Raw genomic sequence first — 17,451 nt, 5'->3', positions numbered from 1 at the left:
CGCGCTCTCTCCCGCGGCACCGAGGCAGGAGCACACTATGAGCGTGGACAACCCCGTCAAAGGCAGGACCCCCGCAGCCGCCGTCACCAAGAAGCGGCTGGGCGTACCGGCAGTGACCTTTATGATCATCGCGGCCTCCGCGCCGCTGACCGTCCTGGCAGGCGGAGTAACCACCACGTTCGCCGTCACGGGGGTGACCGGCGTCCCGCTGTCCTTCCTGCTCCTCGGCGGAATCCTGGCGTTGTTCGCTGTGGGTTACGCCGCTATGAGCCGCTACGTCACCAACGCCGGCGCGTTCTATGCGTACATAGCGCAAGGCATTTCCAGGCCGGCCGGAGTGGGCGCTTCCCTGGTTGCCCTGATGGCCTACAACCTGATGCAAGTGGGGATCTACGGACTCTTCGGCTTCACAGTTTCATCACTCCTGTCCGTGCGGCTGGGCATCAGCGTTCCTTGGTGGGTACCCGTGCTGGTGTGCATCGCGATCGTGGGCTGGCTGGGCGTGAACAGGGTGGATTTGTCGGCGAAGGTCCTTGGTGTCCTGGTGGCCCTCGAGTTCCTGGTGGTGATCGTGTACGACATCATCAGCCTCGCCGTGGCCCCTGAGGGCATCAGCGCAGCTGCCTTCAGCCCTGAGAGCCTGTTCGTTCCCGGCATCGGCGCGGTACTGTCCTTTGGCATCGCCGCCTTCATGGGTTTTGAATCGGCAGCTATCTACGGCGAGGAATCCAAGGACCCCCAGCGGACCGTCGCCCGTGCCACCTTTGCCGCCGTGGGCATCATCGCCGTCTTCTATGCGGTATCTGCCTGGGCGATGACCGTAGGAACGGGGCCGTCAGCTGTCATTGAGACCGCGGCAACCTCCGGCCCGGACATGATCTTTGCTTTCCTGGGCGCCAACGGTGGTGTGCTGCTCAGCGATATCGCCCAGGTCCTGTTTGTCACAAGCCTCTTTGCCGCGCTCGTCAGTTTCCACAATGCAGTGGCGCGCTACTTTTTCTCCCTGGGCCGCGAACGGGTCCTTCCGGCCGCGCTGGCCAAGGTTCGCACGCAGAGCGGGGCGCCGTTCGCCGGTTCCTTGGCGCAAACGGTGATTGCCGTCGTCGTGACCGTTGGGTTTGCCATCGCGGGATCGGGCTCCGAGCTGGGCGAACTGTACCCCGTGCTGACCATGTTCACGTGGTTGACCAACAGCGGCGCCATCGGCCTGGTGCTGCTCATGACCGTGGTCTCCGTTGCCGTGATCGGTTTCTTCCGCCGGCAGCAGCATGGGGCAAGCCTGTGGGTCAGGGTTGTCGCCCCGGGCCTGGGTTTCATTCTCCTGGCTGTGGTATTTGTGCTGATCGCCACCAACTTCAACGTCCTGCTGGGCCAAACCGAATCGACACCAGCCACGTTTGTCCTGCCCGCGCTGGTCCTGCTGCCCGGCGTCGTGGGCATCATCTGGGGCCTGCGCCTCAGGCGCTCGCAGCCGGCGCTCTACGCCCGGATTGGCCACGGCGCCGAAGACTGACCCTGATGAAGTGCACGGGGGCTCCTGCCTCATCCCAGCCGAACAGGCTTCCATGGGAGCGGATGGCGTTCGGGTGGCGGTGGTCGGCAATGGTGACCGAGCCGCACGGAATGACCTTTTCCCGCCACGTGAACACAAAAATGCCGGGGCGGATTTCGAAGACGGTGTTGGAATCGGTGTCAGCCAAACCGCGCTCCGGCCCTGCGAGGCATTGCCAGGTGTACCAGGTGGGGCTGAGATAAATGTGCTCGTAGGCGTGCGATCCACTACAGTTCCTCTGCCACGGCGAACGCCTCGTACGCGGATGTGCCGTCGTGCCCCGCCGCTGACCACTGCACCTCTACGGCGTCGAAGCTGAAGGACATGGATCCGCCGGGGCTGTGCAGGGAGAACTGTCGTCCCGCCAGGTCCTGGACGGTGGGGGCTTTGTTGGCGTCGAAGCCGGGTGCCAAACCCTCCAGCGGCAGCCAGTTCAGGCGAGTTGGCTTTCGATGCGCGCTGCGCTCGCCGCCAGTGCCTGGCCCACGGCGTCCGGATCCTGGTCCAGGCGGATGTAGACGACGGCGATCGCGGCCGGCCGTCCGCCGGGAACCCGGATGGGAGCGGCAATGGAGGACAGCCCGGCGATGACTTCGTCGTGGCTGGTGGCATAGCCCAGGCGGTGCGCCTCCCGGGCCTCTTCCCGGTAGGGGATGCCGGCACCCACCTGCTGCCACCGTTCCTCGGTCATGGTGGATTGGATGGCGATCCCTGGGGCGCCTGTGCCAACGGGGTGCCGGCTGCCCGGATGCTGGGCGAGTGCCGCACCGGAGTGGCGGGGCTCCACCGTTACTAGGGTGACGCATTCCTGGTGGTCCCAGACCGCGACGAACGCGGTCATGTGCAGTTCGTTTGCCACCTGTGTCAGTTCGGGCAGCGCTGCCGCTTGCAGGTTCCGTGACACGCCCCGGGCCAACACGGCCAATCCCGGCCCGGGCTGGACCCGTCCGGAGTCGTCGCGGACCAGCAGTGAATGGTCCTCGAGGGTCCGCAGGATGCGGTAGGCCACCGAGCGGTGTACTCCCAGGGCCTCGGTCAGCTCCGCGATGCTGAGGGGACGCTCTGCTGCTGCCAGTATTTCCAGCGCACGGATCCCCCGGGAGAGGGTTTGCGACGGCGGCGCCTGGGTGGACGCGTCGGTGGTGCCCTGGGTGCCGCTGCGGGGATTCATGCGAACCATCCTATGTTGGACCGGCCTCGGCGCGTGCCTGTGCCTTGGGTCACAGCATGTAGTATCCTTTCCTAACTGACCGTTCTGTCGGTTTATGTACGTCACTCGTTGACCGCACCCTCACCCCACATGGAGTTCCAATGACCGCAACTTCCACTGTCGACTCACCGTCAGGCCCCAGCAGCAAGCGCGAAGAGCGCCGGGTGCTTGCCGGGACGCTGGTAGGCACCACTATCGAGTGGTACGACTTCTTCATCTTCGCCCAGCTCACGGCCACCTTGCTGGCTCCGTTGTTTCTTTCTCCTTTGGAAAAATCCAACCCGGGTGTAGCCCAGCTCCTGTCCTTCGCCACGATTGGCATCAGCTTCCTGTTCCGTCCGCTCGGGGCGTTCGTTGCCGGGCACTTGGGCGACAGGATGGGACGCAAGGCGGTGCTGGTCATGACGCTGGTCATGATGGGTGCAGCAACCGCCCTGATCGGTGTCCTCCCGACCTACGACACCATCGGGCTCTGGGCGCCGGTACTGCTGATCTTCCTGCGTGTCCTCCAGGGTTTCTCGGCTGGTGGCGAGTGGGGTGGAGCAGCCCTGATGGCCGTGGAGCACGCGCCTATCCAGAAGCGCGGCCTCTTCGGTGCCTACCCCCAGATTGGCGTGCCCATCGGCATGATCCTTGCTACCGGGCTGCTGTTCTTCCTGCAGTCGGGGATGTCCAAGGAGGATTTTGCGGCCTGGGGCTGGCGCGTGCCGTTCCTGTTGTCGGTGGTCCTGATCGTGGTGGGGTACCTGATCCGCCGCGCCGTTGGCGAGAGCCCTGTGTTCAAGGAGCTTGCCCAGCGCAAGGCAGAAAGCAAAGCACCTCTTGGTGAACTCTTCCGCAGGAACAAGAAGGAAGTCGTCCTCGCCGCGCTGATCTTCATTGCCAACAACGCCGCCGGCTACCTGCTCATTGCGTTCTTCATCTCCTACGCCACCAAGACCTTGAAGATGCCCGCGCCCCAGGTCCTCCTGGCGACAACCATTGCTTCCTTCGGCTGGCTCATCTTCACCATGGTGGGCGGTTGGCTGTCGGACAGGATCGGACGCGTTAAGACCTTCCTGATTGGTTACGGGCTTGTCTTCGCCTGGATGATCCCCATGTTCGTGCTCATCGATTCAAAGGACATCCTGCTCTACGGGACGGCCCTGTTTGTCCTGACCATCGGACTCGGACTCTCCTACGGCCCGATGTCTGCGATGTACGCCGAGATGTTCCCGGCACAGGTCCGTTACTCAGGCATCTCCATCGGTTATGCCCTCGGTGCCATCCTTGGTGGTGCTTTCGCACCGCTGATTGCCCAAGCACTCCTGGATTCCACGAAGTGGTCGGGCTCAGTGGGCCTGTACATCATGGGTCTTTGCATCATCTCCTCGGTAGGCGTCATCCTCGCCAAGGAGACCAAGGGACGGCCCCTGGGTTACAGCGTCCACCACTAGGCTCTTCCGCTATCAGGCGAATCAAAAGGGTGCGGTCCTCTGGGCCGCACCCTTTTGATACGCCTCAGGTCTTGCAGCGTCACGACGGCGGTCAGCGGCGACCGCTGGCACCGGCAGCTTCCAGCTGGCTCACGACGTCGGCGTCGGACAGCTGATCGAATCTCTCGTAGAAGGCGCCGACTGCATGGAACTTACCGGGGGTATGCAGGGCAAACACGAAGTCGCACACCCTGCCCAAAGACGTTGACGCCTCCAGTGATGCCACCGGAACGGCGGCCACCACCGTTTTGGCACCCCCGGCCCGGACGGCTTCCACTGCAGCGCGCATGGTGGCGCCGGTGGCGAGTCCGTCGTCTGCCAGGACCACGGTCTTGTCGCGGAGGTCATGGCTTGTGCCCGGGTACTGCTTGGCGCGTCGAAGGAGCTCAGAGCGCTCGTGGGCTTCCACGGCGTCCAGGGCGGATTGGGAAATGCCGCGGGAAAGAATGAGTTCCTTGAGCGGCTTGTTGACGATCCGGAGGACGTCGCCCCGGGACCATGCCAGGGCGCCGAATGCGGTCTCGTCCCGGCCCGGAATGCCGAGTTTACGGACCAGTACGGCTCCGAAGGGCAGGTAAAGTTCGGCGGCCGCGGCGGCGGCCACGGGAATCCCCCCGCGGGCGAGGCCCAGGACGATGGTGTCAGGGCGTTCCCTGAGCTGGGGGAGACCTTCGGCCAGGCGGCGACCGGCTTCCGCACGGTCCTTGAAACGCATGCCCATCTGCTCCACTTCCACGAAATTCGTTGCATTCCCAAGCCTACCGTCCATGCCTTGCCGGGCGAGGCCTCCACTGAAAGCATGGCAGTGTGAACAAGCCCATCGGATACTGGATCAAGAGGCTCGACGCCGCGTTGGATGTCCAGTTGGACAGGACGTTGGCGCGGATCAAGCTCAGCAAACGTCAGTGGCATGCCTTGGGAACCCTCTCGGGGGGTGCCATGCTTCCTGACGAACTCGAGGAAGGCCTGCGACCGTTGTGGGGCAGCGATATCCGTTTGCGTGAGCGGGAGCTCGCTGCCTTGGTGGGCCGCGGTTTGATCACCATGGTCGATGACCGGCTGACGCTCAGTGAGCGGGGCCGGGAAACGTACCACGAGGCCCAACGACTCGTCGAAGATGCCCGCCAGGACTTGTCCCTGGGCATCGGCATCGACGAGTACGCCATGGCGCTCAGCGTCCTGGAGCGCATGAGCCTCAATGCAGAGCGGCTGGCCCGCTGACCTCAGCCAGCAGCACCAGCCGCCTTCCACCAGCCGCCTGCAAGGGGAGTCGGGCCTACACTCCCAGGAACTCGAGGGCAGCTTCCTTGAAGGCCCGGCTGGTTACTACATTGGTGTGCGTCCGGCCCGGAATCACCAGAGTCTCAACCATGCCACCGTGCTTGCCAGCAATGGAGGCCAGTTCCGGCATCGTCGCAGCACGTTCGTCCTTCTCGCCGGCAACCAGCAGGAGAGGCATGTGCGGGGCCGCCTCGGCCGGATCGAAAGGTTCCCCCTTGATGGCCTCGATGAGTGAGAGCAAGGCGAACAGGTTGTTGCTCGGCAGCATTTGCGCCATCTTCAGCAGTCCGGCCGTCGATTCGTCCGCGATGGGCGTGCCGTCGGCCAGGTGCCGTTGCGCGGCTGCGAGGTCGAAAGCGGCCAAAGGATCAGCCGAACTGGGCCCACCCAGGACGATCCGATGGACCAGGTCCGGCTGGGTCGCGCCGAACTCCCACGCCAGGCGGGACCCCAGCGAATAGCCGATGATGTCCAGCCCGGTGGACGGGTCGCCGTCGCGCAGCGGCCGGGCGCCGACGTCGGTGACTATCTGAAGGAGGTCCGCCCGGATACGGCTGGGCGTGTACGAGTCCAGGTCTTCGGGGGAGTGGCTTCGGCCGTGGCCTGGAAGGTCAACGGTGATCGCCCTGCGGCCGGCATCCTGGAGGGCTGCAAGCCATCCGCTGTCTACCCAGTTCAGCTTGCTGGAGGAGGAGAAACCGTGAATCAGCAGCACCGGGCGTAGTCCGGCGTCGGCACTTGGCTCATGGACTTCCACGAACAGTCCCGGGTCTGTGCCCTCCACGGTGTGCCTGCTGTGTTCCACGGTGTGCCTGCCGGTCATGGTGTCAGTCCTCATCGAGTACGGCGCTCAGGCGGACCCGGCGCTTGGGTGCTTCGTCCTTCGGAACAGTGCCCACGATTCCGGCGGTGTCATCCGGAACCTCGAACACGATCAGCGGTTCGCCAACGTTGATGGTCTCACCGGGCGCCCCGTGAATACGCACCACTTTACCTGCCTGCGGGCTGGGCAACTCGAGGGCTGACTTGCTGGTTTCGAGCTCGACGATCGCCTGGTTGCGTTCGACCTGCTGGCCGGGTTCGACCAGCCATTCGAGCACGGTTGCTTCGATGAGGCCTTCACCGAGATCGGGAAGCGGGAAGGAAATTTCAGCCACGGCGGTACTCCAGTACTCGTTGGATCCCAAAGAGGATGCGATCGATGTTGGGGATGTATTCGTCCTCCAGGTCACCGGAGGGATAAGGGACGTCGAAGCCGGTCACACGCTCCACCGGTGCCTTGAGTGTCGCGAAACAGCTCTGGGTAATCAGTTGCGCAACTTCGGCCCCAAGGCCGGAGGTGAGCGGCGCTTCATGGACGACGACGGCGCGCCGCGTCTTGCCCACGGATGTCGCCAGTGCTTCGGCATCGATGGGCTTGAGCCAGCGCAGGTCCAGGACTTCGATGTCGATGCCGTCCTCGGCCGCCAGTTCAGCCACCTGAAGGCAGCGGGAGACCATGGCTCCCCAGGCCACCAGCGTAAGGTGCCGGCCTTCCCTGGCCACGCGGGCGCCGGTGAGGCTTCCGGCGTCGTCCGTTCCGCCGTCGTGCGCGGCTGTGTCCTGGTCGGCGGACGCGACGTCCACCGGTCCCTTCTGCCAGTACCGGGACTTTGGTTCCATGAAGATGACCGGGTCCGGACGGCTGGCAGCGTACTTGAGGAGATGGTAGGCGTCGTGCGGGTTCGACGGCGAAACCACTTTCAGGCCGGGCACATGGGCGAACAGTGCTTCAAGGCTTTCGCCATGGTGCTCGGGGGCGCGGATGCCACCGAAGCTGGGGACGCGCAGCGTGATCGGCATGGGCAGCGTGCCGCGGCTTCGGTAGTTCATCCGGGCGATCTGGCAGACGATCTGGTTGATCGCCGGGTACGCGAAACCGTCAAACTGGACCTCCGGAATGGGGTGGAAGCCGGCCATGGCTAAGCCAACGGACATGCCCAGGATGCCCGACTCGGCAAGGGGGGTGTCGAAAACGCGCGCCTCGCCATGTTTGGCTTGGAGGCCGTCGGTGATGCGGAAAACTCCGCCGAGTTGGCCGCAGTCCTCTCCAAAGATCACCGTCTTGGGGTTCTCGTTAAGGATTTCGTCGAGGGCCCGGTTCAGGGCCTGCTGCATGGAAAGCTGTTGAATGCCGACGGCGGTGGTTGCCGTGGCCTCAGCGGTGGTGGTCTCAGGCATGTTCGGACTCCTCGCGCCACGCGGTGGCCTGGGATTGAAGGGCGGGCGTTGGCTCCTGGAAGACCAGGCTGAACATCTCAGCGCCTGGGCGCGGGCCGAGGTCTGCGATCCCGGCCCGGATGGTTTCCTCTTCCTCGGCTGCCTTGCGCTGAGCCTCGGCGATGAAGGCCTCGTCGGCCACCCCGTCCGCGAGCAGGCGCTGCTTGAAGCGTTCCAGCGGGTCCTCGCCCGCGCCGAGCCGTTCCTCATCGAGCGTGCGGTACCTGCCGGGATCGTCTGCGGTGGAGTGCGGGCCGCGGCGGTAGGTCATGGCTTCGATCACCACGGGGCCGTTGCCGGAGCGGCAATGTGCGAGGGCCGAACGGGTGGCTTCGAAGACTGCCACCACGTCGTTGCCGTCCACTTGGAGTGACGGGATGCCGTATCCGGCGGCGCGGGCGGCGACGGAACCGCCGGCAACCTGCCGTTCGGTCGGGACGGAGATGGCCCAGCCGTTGTTCTGGATGAAGAACACCACCGGGGCCTTCATAACGGATGCGAAGTTCATGGCTTCATGGACGTCACCCTGGGATGAGGCGCCGTCCCCGAAGTACGTCACGGCAACCCCCGTCTCTTGTGCTCCGGCAAGGGTTTGGCCATGCGCCCATCCGACGGCGTGCAGGACGGAACCCGCAACCACTGCCTGGATGGGTGCGAACCTGGATTCCAGCGGGTTGTACATGCCGCCGTGCCAGGTTGCCTTGTGTGTGGACATGTAGCCCACCATGTCCACGCCCATGGCGCGGGCAACGCCCATTTCGCGGTAGGTGGGGAAAACGAAGTCGCGGGCGCGGTCCACGGCGTATCCGCTGCCCACCTGCGCGGCCTCCTGGCCAAGCTCGGGGGCGTAGCCGGGAATGATGCCCTGGCGCTGCCAGGCGACTGCGGCAGTGTCGAGGTGGCGGACGGCAGCCATCAGGGTGTACAGCTCACGGAGTTGATGGTGGGTGAGCGGGGCCGCATCATCATCGAGTGCGGCCAGCACAGGTTTGAGAGTCATGGCTGTGACCCTAGTCACCGGGCTCGACTGTGCGCAATCAGCTCACTTCAAACGGAACACTTTGTACAATTTGGGCACACGCAGAAGCCCTGCACAGTACAAACTGTGCAGGGCTTCTGGATGCTTGCTGGCAGGAGGGGTTTTAGGCGCCCGCTGCAGCCTTGGCGGCTTTTGCCCTCGCGTTGAGGAAGCAGCCGGCAGCAATGGCCAGGATCAGCAGGAAGGTGCCCACCAACTGGCCGGCGCTTTCGGGGTTGGCGAAGCCCACCACAAGGATGAGGCCCAGCAGGACCAGGCCAACGATGGTGAGGTAGGGGAAGCCTTTCATCCGAAGCGGCAATTCGGTTCCCTCCCGGTCCGCCCTGCGGCGCAGGATGAACTGGGACACCAGTGCGGTGCCCCAGACCACCAGGCAGGTGGAGCCGACCAGGTTCAGGAGCGCCGGCAGGATCTTGTCCGGGAACAGCAGTTCCAGGATGGTTGCGATGAAGCCGAAGGCAACTGAAACGCCGACGGCGGCTACCGGAACCTTCGAAGCGCTCAGGCGGGACAGGAGCCGGGGAGCTTCCCCGCGCTCGGAGAGGGAGAAGATCATCCGCGAGGCACCGTAGAGGTTGGCGTTCAGTGCCGAGAGCAACGCCACAACAGCTACCAGGGTGATTGCTGCGCCTGCGCCGGGAATCCCTGCGAGGTCCAGGACTCCGGCGAACGGGGACTTCAGGCCTTCTGAACCTACGGGGAGGACGGCTGCGATGACGAAGACCGAACCGATGTAGAAAACAAGGATGCGCCATACGACAGTGCGGATCGCCTTGCCGACGCTGTGGGCGGGGTTTTCGGTTTCCGCGGCGGCAACGCTGACAATCTCGGTTCCACCGAAGGCGAAGATCACTACGAACAGTGCGGCGGCAATGCCACCAATACCGTGGGGAGCGAAATCCCCGAACGCGGAGAGGCCCGGTGAGGGTACGTTCGGCAGCCAACCAAACAGCAGCGCTGCGCCGATGAGCAGGAAGATGACAATCGCGGCGACCTTGAGGATGGCGAACCAGAATTCGAACTCGCCGAAGTTGCGGACGCCTACGAGGTTGATCCCGGTGAAGGCCACCATGAAGACCAGGGCCAGTATCCATATTGGGATGACTGGCCAGACGGAGAACAGCAACCCTGCCGCCCCGAGGGCTTCAGCGGCGATGACCACCACTAGCTGGAGCCACCAGAGCCAGCCGATGGTGCCGCCGGCCGTTTTGCCGAGGGCCTTTTCGGCGTAGACCGAGAATGCCCCGCTGTTGGGGTTCGCAGCTGCCATCTCACCCAGCGCCCACATGACGAGGATGATGAGCGTTCCGGCGACGAGGTAGGAAATCAGGACAGCCGGCCCGGCGGCCTGGACTCCCGCCCCTGACCCAAGGAAGAGGCCGGCGCCGATGGCGCTGCCCAGTCCCATCATGGTCAGCTGGCGCGGTTTGAGTGAGTGGCCGAGGCCGGCCGTTGATGCAGGAGCCGCGATGGACTTCGTTGTCATACGTGTCTACCTTCTATGGATTTCATGCTGGTTTGGCGTGCCGGCTTCATAGGCTTGGCACGCGGGCGTCGACGACGCAGCAAGAGCCGTGGAATAATTCTCGCAGTTTGTAAGATACATCACTTTTTGCCGTGGCGATGTGATGGGTAGGAAACCCAGGGGACAGGAACTTTGATGCTGGTCGATGCGCTTGATGCAAAAATTGTACGTTTCTTCACCGATTCGCCGCGATCTTCGGTGCTGGAAGCGTCGCGGGTGCTGAAGGTCGCGAGGGCTACGGTGCAGTCCCGGATCGACCGAATGATCGAAAACGGGGTCATAGGCTCTTGGGTGCCGCAGCCGGATCCGGCAAACTTCGGGTTTCCCGTAGTGGCCTTCTGTTCGGTGACCATCACGCAGGAAATCGGCCATGACGCGATCATCGAAAGCCTGGGCGCGATTCCGGAGATCATCGAGGTCCACACGGTCACGGGGAACTCGGACCTTATGGTCCGCATAGCCGCGAGGTCCAATCCCGACATGCAGAGGGTGCTCGATGCCATGATCGCCACGAAGTCAGTGGTCCGTTGTTCCTCGGTCATTGTGCTGAACAGCCACATTCAGGGGCGGACCCTTCCCCTGATGGAGGCAGCAGCCAAGTCAGTGTGACGCAAAGCATTTTGCGGGACCGCGGATTGAGTCGTACCATTAGTTCTAGTCAACATGACTTTAACTAAGATCCGATCAGGATTGCAGCGGCGACGAAGCGAGGTGAACGCCGTGAACACCAGCTCAGCCAATGTCGCCGAACGGCGGCTCGCGCCGCCGTCGTTGGCCATCTCAACGGTGATTTTCGCCCTCCGCCCCAGCGAGACGTCCGGCCGCCCGACGCTGTGGCTGCCGCTCGTCCGCCGGATCCGTGAACCGTACCGGGACATGTGGGCATTGCCCGGCGGCCCTCTGGCGCATGATGAGTCCCTGCAGGATGCAGCCTCCCGGAACCTGCGGGACACCACGGGACTAACCCCGCATTACCTTGAGCAGCTCTACGCCTTTGGCGGACTCCATCGATCACCGACCCAGCGCGTCGTTTCCATCGTGTATTGGGCCTTGGTGCAACCCACCGAGGCCGCACTGGCGGACGAGTCGGAGAATGTCCGGTGGTTCCGTGCCGACAAACTCGGCGAGCTGGCATTCGACCACAACGCCATCGTCGACTACGCGCTGTGGCGGCTTCGGAACAAGATGGCCTACGGGTCCATTGCCTACCACCTGCTGGGAGAGTTCTTCACCCTCGCCCAGGTTCGGGAAGTCTACGAAGCCGTGCTGGACCGCCAGCTGGATCCCGCCAACTTCCGCCGACACATCAAAGCCACACCGGAGATCGAAGAAACCGGTGAATACCTGCAAGGCGGAAAACACCGTCCGCCACGCCTCTACCGCTTCACCGGCACGCCCGGCCTCGGGCCAGATAACAGGAGTACACCATGAGCAGCGTCAACACTGCCGTCCAACTGATCACTCGCGAAGAAGCCGAGGAAGGCCTCTCCCGTGCAGGGTCCACGTGCAGCCCGGCATTGGCCAGGGGCCCATGGGAATACGACCTTGCCGAGGCACTCGCAGGCGAGCCGGCCTACGGCCCGGGTGCCTCCAGCAATGATGTCGCGCCGAAGGCCACGCCACGCCAGGGCCAGCTGCCGGAAGAGTACAAGAAAGCCTCCGACGCCGAACTTGACGCCCGCATCCGGGCCGCCAAGGCCACGCTCGGGGACCGGGCGGTCATCCTTGGCCACTTCTACCAGCGCGACGAAGTCATCCAGTACGCGGACTTTGTGGGCGACTCCTTCCAACTGGCCAACGCCGCGCTGACCAAGCCCGATGCCGAAGCCATCATCTTCTGCGGCGTCCATTTCATGGCCGAGACTGCGGACATCCTCTCCACACCCGAGCAGGCCGTCATCCTGCCCAACCTCGCCGCCGGCTGCTCCATGGCAGACATGGCAGATGAGGACTCCGTGGAGGAATGCTGGGAGCAGCTGGAGGAAATCTTCGGCACAGAACCGGATGCTGACGGCCGGGTACCGGTCATTCCCGTCACCTACATGAATTCCTCTGCCGCGCTCAAGGCCTTCTGTGGCCGGAACGGAGGTATTGTCTGCACGTCCTCCAACGCCAAAGTGGTCCTGGAATGGGCTTTCGAACGCGGACAGCGCGTCCTCTTCTTCCCCGATCAGCACCTCGGGCGCAACACGGCCAAAGCCCTTGGCGTCCCGTTGGAGCAGATGCCCATGTGGAACCCGCGCAAGGAACTCGGCGGCAACGATGAGCAGGCACTGCTCGATTCCCGGGTGATCCTCTGGCACGGTTTCTGCTCGGTGCACAAGCGGTTCAACGTAGGCCAGATCGAAAAAGCCCGCCAGGACTTCCCGGGCGTCAACGTGATCGTGCACCCCGAATGCCCCATGGAGGTAGTGGACGCAGCTGACTCCGCCGGGTCCACCGACTTCATCAAGAAGGCCATAGCCGCCGCCACCGAACCCACCACTTTCGCCATCGGCACAGAAATCAACATGGTCAACAGGCTTGCCGCGGAAAACCCGCAGCACACCATCTTCTGCCTCGACCCCGTCATTTGCCCGTGTTCCACCATGTACCGCATCCACCCCGGCTACCTCGCCTGGGTGCTGGAGGAACTCGTCGAAGGACGCATCGTCAACCGCATCACTGTGGACGACGCCGTACAGGACAACGCAAAAGTTGCCCTGGAACGCATGCTGGCCGCCAAGCCTGCCTAGCACCAGGCATTACCCCTAGTTGAAGAGAGCCTCGCATGACCACAGAGAGCGTTGCTGGAGGGCCCCGGCCCAAGCGGCTGATCGTCGTCGGAAGCGGTATCGCGGGACTGTACTCCGCGTTGCTGGCCGCGGAAGCGGGCGCTGAGGTGGTGTTGCTGACCAAGGGGGCCCTTGCGGACAGCAACACCTATTACGCCCAAGGTGGCATCTCAGCGGTCCTGGACGAGCCGGCGCCCGGGGATACGGTCGCCGCCCACATCGCTGACACCCTCAAAGCGGGCGCCGGGCACTGCAACGAAGAAGCCGTGCGGGTGCTGTGCACCGAGGCAAGGCTGGACATCGCCGGGCTGGAACGGTTCGGGGTCCGCTTCGACGTTGACGACGACGGCGACCCCGCCCTGGGCCTGGAAGCCGCCCACTCAGCGCCACGCATCCTTCACGCAGGCGGCGACGCCACCGGGGCCGGGGTTGCCGCCGCACTGATCCGGACTGTCCTGGACTTCCAGGCCGCCGGCAGGATCCGGGTGATCAGCCATGCGTTTGTCACGTCCCTGACCCAGGGCGTCGGCTTCGCTGGCGAGGTTCGCATCTCGGGTGCCGATTATATCCAGGACGGACGCCACCACAGCATCCAGGGCGACGCCGTACTGCTCGCCACAGGAGGCGCTGGGCAGCTGTTCGCGCAGACCACCAATCCTTCCGTGGCCACGGCTGACGGACTGGCGCTGGCGTGGCGCGTCGGCGCTGCTGTGTCCGATCTGGAGTTCTTCCAATTCCACCCCACGTGCATGGTCCGTGTCGGCATCGGCTGGGACTCATCGGGCAGCCAGAGCAGCACCGCCCCTTTGCTGATCTCCGAAGCAGTCCGCGGTGAAGGGGCCACCCTGGTGGACGCCACTGGCCACCGCTTCATGCCCGACTACCATCCGGATGCCGAACTCGCCCCCAGGGACGTGGTCTCACGCAGCATCGCCCTGCACCTGGCAAAACTCAACGACCCCAACGGCCACGTCTTCCTGGACGCCACCGTGGTCGAAGAGGCACGAGGGCAGGGATTTCTGGAAAAGCGATTCCCGACCCTCAGCAAACACACCCGGCAAGCCGGTATCGACTGGACCCGGGAACCCGTTCCCGTAGCGCCAGCCGCGCACTACTGGATGGGTGGGGTGGTGACCGACCTGCACGGCCGGAGCTCTGTTCCCGGTTTGCTGGCTGCCGGTGAAGTTGCTTGTACCGGTGTGCAGGGTGCCAACCGCTTGGCCAGTAATTCGTTGCTTGAGGGACTGGTGTTCGGGCGCCGGGCTGTGTGTGCGTTCATGGTGTCGGCTGACGCTGGTGGCCGCGACGCCGCAGGCCCCTTGGCGCCTGCGCTCACGCCTCGTACCGGCGCTCGCCTCGCAGGCTCGGCGGCCGGTTCGGGCGTTCACGCGACAACGGCGCTGTCGGGGCCTTCGGTGCCGCTTGGTGCGGAGCCCCTCCCGTCTCCGCTTGCTCACGACGGCTGCTCCGCGTTCTCCCGGAGTGCGCTCCAGAAACTCATGACAGCCAAGGCCGGGGTCCTGCGCAACGGGGTCTTGTTGGCTGAGGCTGCCGCGGCCCTTGGTGAGTGGGAGGGCGACGTTCTTCCGTTCACAGTTCCTGACTCCCTTGATGTGCGGGAGCATGAGGATGCGAACCTGCTGCTCGCCGGGCAGTTGCTGGTGCAGGCTGCCCGGAAGCGGCGTGGGTCCCTGGGGGCGCACTACCGCAGCGACAGCGTGACCGAACCGGCCGCCGTCGAACATTTTGACCAGACTTACACCATGAGCCGGAAAGCGAGCCTCGTCCATGACTAACCTGACCCTCCCCGCAGCCCCAGTCCGGGAGATTCTTGAACGGGCGTTCGCGGAGGACGCGCCGAGTGGCGACATCACCTCCCAGCTGCTGATTCCTGCTGAGGCCAGGGCCACGGCCGTGCTGAACGCGCGCGTTCCTGGCGTGTTCAGCGGTGGCACGGTATTCCGCGACGCTATGAAGCTGGTGGACCCGGACACCGACGTTGAGCTGCTGCTCGCCGACGGTGAAGCGTTCGACGCCGGCACGCACCTTGCGCGGGTCAGCGGCAGCGCCCGCTCGGTGCTGCTGGCTGAACGCGTAGGGCTCAACCTGGTGCAGCGAATGAGCGCGATAGCCACCAAGACGGCCGAGTTCGTCAGGCTGGTTGAAGGCACCCGCGCCCGTATTACGGATACGCGGAAAACCACTCCCGGACTTCGGGTGCTCGAACGCTACGCCGTGCGTTGTGGCGGAGGAGCGAACCACCGGTACAGCCTCTCCGATGCTGTCCTGGCCAAGGACAACCACCTGGCCGTCATGACAGGCGGTGACACCACCAAACTCACCGAGCTGTTGGCAGCGGCCAAGGCCCAGCTGGGCCACACCACGCATTTCGAAGTCGAAGTGGACAGCGCCGAACAGATCGAACCGGTACTGGCGGCCGGCGTTGACACCATCATGCTGGATAACTTCTCCGTTGAAGAACTCCGCGCCGGTGTCAAGCAGGTGGACGGCCGTGCCATCGTCGAAGCCAGCGGCAACGTGAACATCAACACCGTCACCGGGATCGCAGCGGCCGGCGTGGATGTCATTTCCGTCGGCGCACTGACCCACAGCGTGAACGCTTTGGACCTGGGCCTCGACATCGAACTCACCACATCGCAACCCTAGGAACAACGTCATTCCCATGATCTTCCTCGATGCCGCAGCCACCACTCCGATCCGTCGCGAAGCCCTGGATGCCATGTGGCCGTACCTGAGCGGCGAGTTCGGCAACCCCTCCAGCCATCACAGCCTGGGCGAGGCCGCTGCCACTGCGCTCGCAGAGGCGCGCACCGGCGTCGCGAAGGTATTGAACTGCCGCGCCGGCGAGGTGACGTTCACCTCGGGAGGAACAGAAGCGGACAACCTGGCAGTCAAGGGCATTGCCTTGGCCAGGCGGGCGACGGATCCGTCGCTGAGCCGTGTGGTCATCAGCGCAATTGAACACCCGGCTGTTGAAGAATCGGCCCGCTACCTCCAGCGAGTGCACGGTTTCGACGTCGATGTTGTCCCGGTCGATGGCCAGGGAATGGTCACTGTGGCGGCGCTGCGGGCAGTGCTGCGTCCGGACACTGCCCTGGTGAGCATCATGTACGCGAACAACGAGATCGGAACCGTCCAACCGGTCGCCGAACTTGCCGCCGTGGCCAGGGAGTACAACGTGCCGTTCCATACGGACGCCGTGCAGGCTGCAGGGTGGCTCCCTGTGGACGTCAAGGCCCTCGGCGTGGACGCGATGAGTATCTCCGGGCACAAGCTGGGAGCGCCCAAGGGATCCGGCGTGCTGTTCACCAGGGGTCGCTTGCGGGTTGAGCCACTGGTCCATGGCGGAGGCCAGGAACGGGGCAGGCGCTCGGGCACCGAAAACGTTGCCGGGGCCGTGGCCCTGTCCACAGCACTGAGGCTCTCGCACGCCGAGCAGCAGGAACAGGCGGCCAGAGTGTCGGTGCTGCGCGACGGGTTTATCAACCGGGTACTTCAGGCCGTGCCCGACTCCATGCTCACAGGCCACCGAAGCCTGCGGTTGCCCTCGGTTGCGTCGTTCTGCATCCCGGGAACCAGCGGCGAATCGGTGCTGCTGGAGCTTGAGCGGCTGGGTGTGGTGTGCTCCAGTGGCTCGGCGTGCGCGGCCGGTTCCGATGCGCCGTCGCCCGTTCTGCTGGCCCTCGGCATTGCCCCCGAAACTGCGCAAACCGCCGTGCGCTTCAGCTTCACATCAGCTGTTACGGACGCCGAACTGGAGCAGGCGGCCGCAGCCGTGGAAACCGCCGTCGGACGTGTCCGTAAGCTCGCAGTAGCCAGCCCGGCTACACGTGGCGGGCGCGCCGGAAAATCCAGTGCCGCAGCAGGGTGAAACGAACTGCCGTGGCCACGAACCCGGACAATGTGGTGGTCCAGAGCTCCTCGGTTACCGTGGCTCCGGGCTTGAACAGATGCAGAAGCCCCAAGCTGCCGCCCGTGATGACCAGCGCAATGCCGATGACGATGGCGCCGCTGAGGTGGTCTTTGGCCCGTTTCTTCTTGCCTGTGATCTTGAAGGTGAGGCGCCGGTTCAACGCAGTGTTCATCAAGGACGTCACGATCAGGGCAACAGCGTTGGCCAGTTGTGGGTCAATCACGGGACGCAGCAACGCATAAAGGGCCAACGAACTGGCTGTGCACACGATACCGACGCCCGTGAACCGCAGCAGTTGGCGCACCACCGGGTACTTCAGGACGCCGCGATGCCGCTTTCTGGGCGGCTTGAGTGGGGGAGAGGAGCGTAGCTCAGTGGCTTCCGCGGCGATCTCCATGGGTT

General features: G+C 64.4%; 17 protein-coding genes and 1 pseudogene. 9 read left to right on the top strand and 9 right to left on the bottom strand.

Translation table 11 applies throughout. From position 1 onward, the window contains the following. Positions 1-37 precede the first annotated feature (37 nt). A complete protein-coding gene (locus NEK97_RS06945; protein ID WP_257369113.1) occupies positions 38-1,513 on the top strand; it encodes an APC family permease in 1,476 nt (491 codons plus the stop codon). 7 nt (positions 1,514-1,520) lie between these two features. Here the strand turns inward: NEK97_RS06945 and NEK97_RS19840 are convergent. Together NEK97_RS19840 and NEK97_RS06930 are read right to left on the bottom strand one after the other, a co-directional pair. Then, positions 1,521-1,989, bottom strand: a pseudogene (locus NEK97_RS19840) (MoaF C-terminal domain-containing protein); the annotation flags it as partial. Beyond that, a complete protein-coding gene (locus tag NEK97_RS06930; RefSeq protein WP_235521569.1) occupies positions 1,986-2,732 on the bottom strand; it encodes an IclR family transcriptional regulator in 747 nt (248 codons plus the stop codon). The pseudogene NEK97_RS19840 and the gene NEK97_RS06930, both read right to left, overlap by 4 nt. Positions 2,733-2,863: 131 nt before the next feature. Here NEK97_RS06930 and NEK97_RS06925 point away from each other — a divergent pair, with 131 nt between their 5' ends. Then, the gene (locus NEK97_RS06925; RefSeq protein ID WP_257369111.1) at positions 2,864-4,198 is read left to right on the top strand and encodes an MFS transporter; all 1,335 of its coding nucleotides are present in this window, start codon (positions 2,864-2,866) and stop codon (positions 4,196-4,198) included. Positions 4,199-4,289: 91 nt separating this feature from the next. On the opposite strand, the gene NEK97_RS06920 is transcribed toward NEK97_RS06925, so the two are convergent. Beyond that, positions 4,290-4,958 carry a phosphoribosyltransferase gene (locus NEK97_RS06920; protein WP_235521628.1) on the bottom strand — a complete coding sequence of 223 codons (669 nt, stop codon included), beginning with the start codon at positions 4,956-4,958 and terminating at the stop codon, positions 4,290-4,292. Between the two features lie 86 nt (positions 4,959-5,044). Here NEK97_RS06920 and NEK97_RS06915 point away from each other — a divergent pair, with 86 nt between their 5' ends. Beyond that, positions 5,045-5,458, top strand: coding sequence for a MarR family transcriptional regulator (locus NEK97_RS06915; protein ID WP_257369110.1), 414 nt, complete (start codon positions 5,045-5,047; stop codon positions 5,456-5,458). Positions 5,459-5,513: 55 nt separating this feature from the next. Here NEK97_RS06915 and NEK97_RS06910 read toward each other — a convergent pair whose 3' ends face one another. The 5 genes from NEK97_RS06910 to NEK97_RS06890 form a co-directional block, all read right to left on the bottom strand. Further along, complete coding sequence (locus tag NEK97_RS06910) at positions 5,514-6,341, bottom strand: alpha/beta fold hydrolase (protein WP_235521566.1); 828 nt, start codon at positions 6,339-6,341, stop codon at positions 5,514-5,516. Between the two features lie 4 nt (positions 6,342-6,345). After that, positions 6,346-6,675 (bottom strand): biotin/lipoyl-containing protein, encoded by a 330-nt coding sequence (locus tag NEK97_RS06905; protein ID WP_211711587.1) that lies wholly within the window; start codon positions 6,673-6,675, stop codon positions 6,346-6,348. After that, positions 6,668-7,738 carry an alpha-ketoacid dehydrogenase subunit beta gene (locus tag NEK97_RS06900; RefSeq protein ID WP_257369109.1) on the bottom strand — a complete coding sequence of 357 codons (1,071 nt, stop codon included), beginning with the start codon at positions 7,736-7,738 and terminating at the stop codon, positions 6,668-6,670. The genes NEK97_RS06905 and NEK97_RS06900 overlap by 8 nt, the downstream gene beginning before the upstream one ends. Further along, positions 7,731-8,777: a thiamine pyrophosphate-dependent enzyme gene (locus tag NEK97_RS06895; RefSeq protein ID WP_257369108.1), complete on the bottom strand. Its 1,047-nt coding sequence runs from the start codon at positions 8,775-8,777 to the stop codon at positions 7,731-7,733. The genes NEK97_RS06900 and NEK97_RS06895 overlap by 8 nt, the downstream gene beginning before the upstream one ends. Positions 8,778-8,919: 142 nt before the next feature. Next, entirely contained in the window at positions 8,920-10,302 is a 1,383-nt protein-coding gene (locus NEK97_RS06890) for an amino acid permease (protein WP_257369107.1), read from the bottom strand. 174 nt (positions 10,303-10,476) lie between these two features. On the opposite strand from NEK97_RS06890, the gene NEK97_RS06885 reads away from it, so the two are divergent. The 6 genes from NEK97_RS06885 to NEK97_RS06860 all read left to right on the top strand — a co-directional run bounded on the left by NEK97_RS06885 (position 10,477) and on the right by NEK97_RS06860 (position 17,007). Beyond that, positions 10,477-10,950, top strand: coding sequence for an Lrp/AsnC family transcriptional regulator (locus NEK97_RS06885; protein WP_211711590.1), 474 nt, complete (start codon positions 10,477-10,479; stop codon positions 10,948-10,950). A 102-nt stretch (positions 10,951-11,052) separates the two neighbouring features. Further along, a complete protein-coding gene (locus NEK97_RS06880; RefSeq protein WP_257369289.1) occupies positions 11,053-11,772 on the top strand; it encodes an NUDIX hydrolase in 720 nt (239 codons plus the stop codon). Next, positions 11,769-13,076 carry a quinolinate synthase NadA gene (gene nadA / locus NEK97_RS06875; protein ID WP_257369106.1) on the top strand — a complete coding sequence of 436 codons (1,308 nt, stop codon included), beginning with the start codon at positions 11,769-11,771 and terminating at the stop codon, positions 13,074-13,076. The genes NEK97_RS06880 and nadA overlap by 4 nt, the downstream gene beginning before the upstream one ends. A gap of 35 nt (positions 13,077-13,111) precedes the next feature. Then, the gene (locus tag NEK97_RS06870; protein ID WP_257369105.1) at positions 13,112-14,911 is read left to right on the top strand and encodes an L-aspartate oxidase; all 1,800 of its coding nucleotides are present in this window, start codon (positions 13,112-13,114) and stop codon (positions 14,909-14,911) included. Continuing rightward, on the top strand, positions 14,904-15,782 hold the full coding sequence (gene nadC, locus NEK97_RS06865; RefSeq protein ID WP_257369104.1) for a carboxylating nicotinate-nucleotide diphosphorylase: 879 nt from the start codon (positions 14,904-14,906) through the stop codon (positions 15,780-15,782). Before NEK97_RS06870 ends, nadC begins: the two co-directional genes overlap by 8 nt. 16 nt (positions 15,783-15,798) lie before the next feature. Next, positions 15,799-17,007, top strand: a complete 1,209-nt coding sequence (locus NEK97_RS06860) for a cysteine desulfurase family protein (protein ID WP_257369103.1) — start codon at positions 15,799-15,801, stop codon at positions 17,005-17,007. Here the strand turns inward: NEK97_RS06860 and NEK97_RS06855 are convergent. Then, positions 16,961-17,446: a GtrA family protein gene (locus NEK97_RS06855; RefSeq protein ID WP_257369102.1), complete on the bottom strand. Its 486-nt coding sequence runs from the start codon at positions 17,444-17,446 to the stop codon at positions 16,961-16,963. The two genes, NEK97_RS06860 and NEK97_RS06855, sit on opposite strands and share 47 nt — an antisense overlap. Positions 17,447-17,451: the final 5 nt, after the last annotated feature.

This window comes from Paenarthrobacter sp. UW852, from assembly GCF_024608385.1.
Lineage (GTDB): Bacteria > Actinomycetota > Actinomycetes > Actinomycetales > Micrococcaceae > Arthrobacter.
Note: the sequence above shows the minus strand (reverse complement) of the source record. Positions and strands in the feature narration are given on the sequence as shown.

Coding starts and splice junctions, on each gene's coding strand:
- NEK97_RS06855 (WP_257369102.1), bottom strand. CDS start 17,446: ATGGAGATCGCCGCGGAAGCCACTGAGCTACGCTCCTCTCCCCCACTC.
- nadC (WP_257369104.1), top strand. CDS start 14,904: ATGACTAACCTGACCCTCCCCGCAGCCCCAGTCCGGGAGATTCTTGAA.
- NEK97_RS06860 (WP_257369103.1), top strand. CDS start 15,799: ATGATCTTCCTCGATGCCGCAGCCACCACTCCGATCCGTCGCGAAGCC.
- NEK97_RS06870 (WP_257369105.1), top strand. CDS start 13,112: ATGACCACAGAGAGCGTTGCTGGAGGGCCCCGGCCCAAGCGGCTGATC.
- NEK97_RS06910 (WP_235521566.1), bottom strand. CDS start 6,341: ATGACCGGCAGGCACACCGTGGAACACAGCAGGCACACCGTGGAGGGC.
- NEK97_RS06930 (WP_235521569.1), bottom strand. CDS start 2,732: ATGGTTCGCATGAATCCCCGCAGCGGCACCCAGGGCACCACCGACGCG.
- NEK97_RS06895 (WP_257369108.1), bottom strand. CDS start 8,777: ATGACTCTCAAACCTGTGCTGGCCGCACTCGATGATGATGCGGCCCCG.
- NEK97_RS06900 (WP_257369109.1), bottom strand. CDS start 7,738: ATGCCTGAGACCACCACCGCTGAGGCCACGGCAACCACCGCCGTCGGC.
- NEK97_RS06920 (WP_235521628.1), bottom strand. CDS start 4,958: ATGGGCATGCGTTTCAAGGACCGTGCGGAAGCCGGTCGCCGCCTGGCC.
- nadA (WP_257369106.1), top strand. CDS start 11,769: ATGAGCAGCGTCAACACTGCCGTCCAACTGATCACTCGCGAAGAAGCC.
- NEK97_RS06945 (WP_257369113.1), top strand. CDS start 38: ATGAGCGTGGACAACCCCGTCAAAGGCAGGACCCCCGCAGCCGCCGTC.
- NEK97_RS06885 (WP_211711590.1), top strand. CDS start 10,477: ATGCTGGTCGATGCGCTTGATGCAAAAATTGTACGTTTCTTCACCGAT.
- NEK97_RS06890 (WP_257369107.1), bottom strand. CDS start 10,302: ATGACAACGAAGTCCATCGCGGCTCCTGCATCAACGGCCGGCCTCGGC.
- NEK97_RS06925 (WP_257369111.1), top strand. CDS start 2,864: ATGACCGCAACTTCCACTGTCGACTCACCGTCAGGCCCCAGCAGCAAG.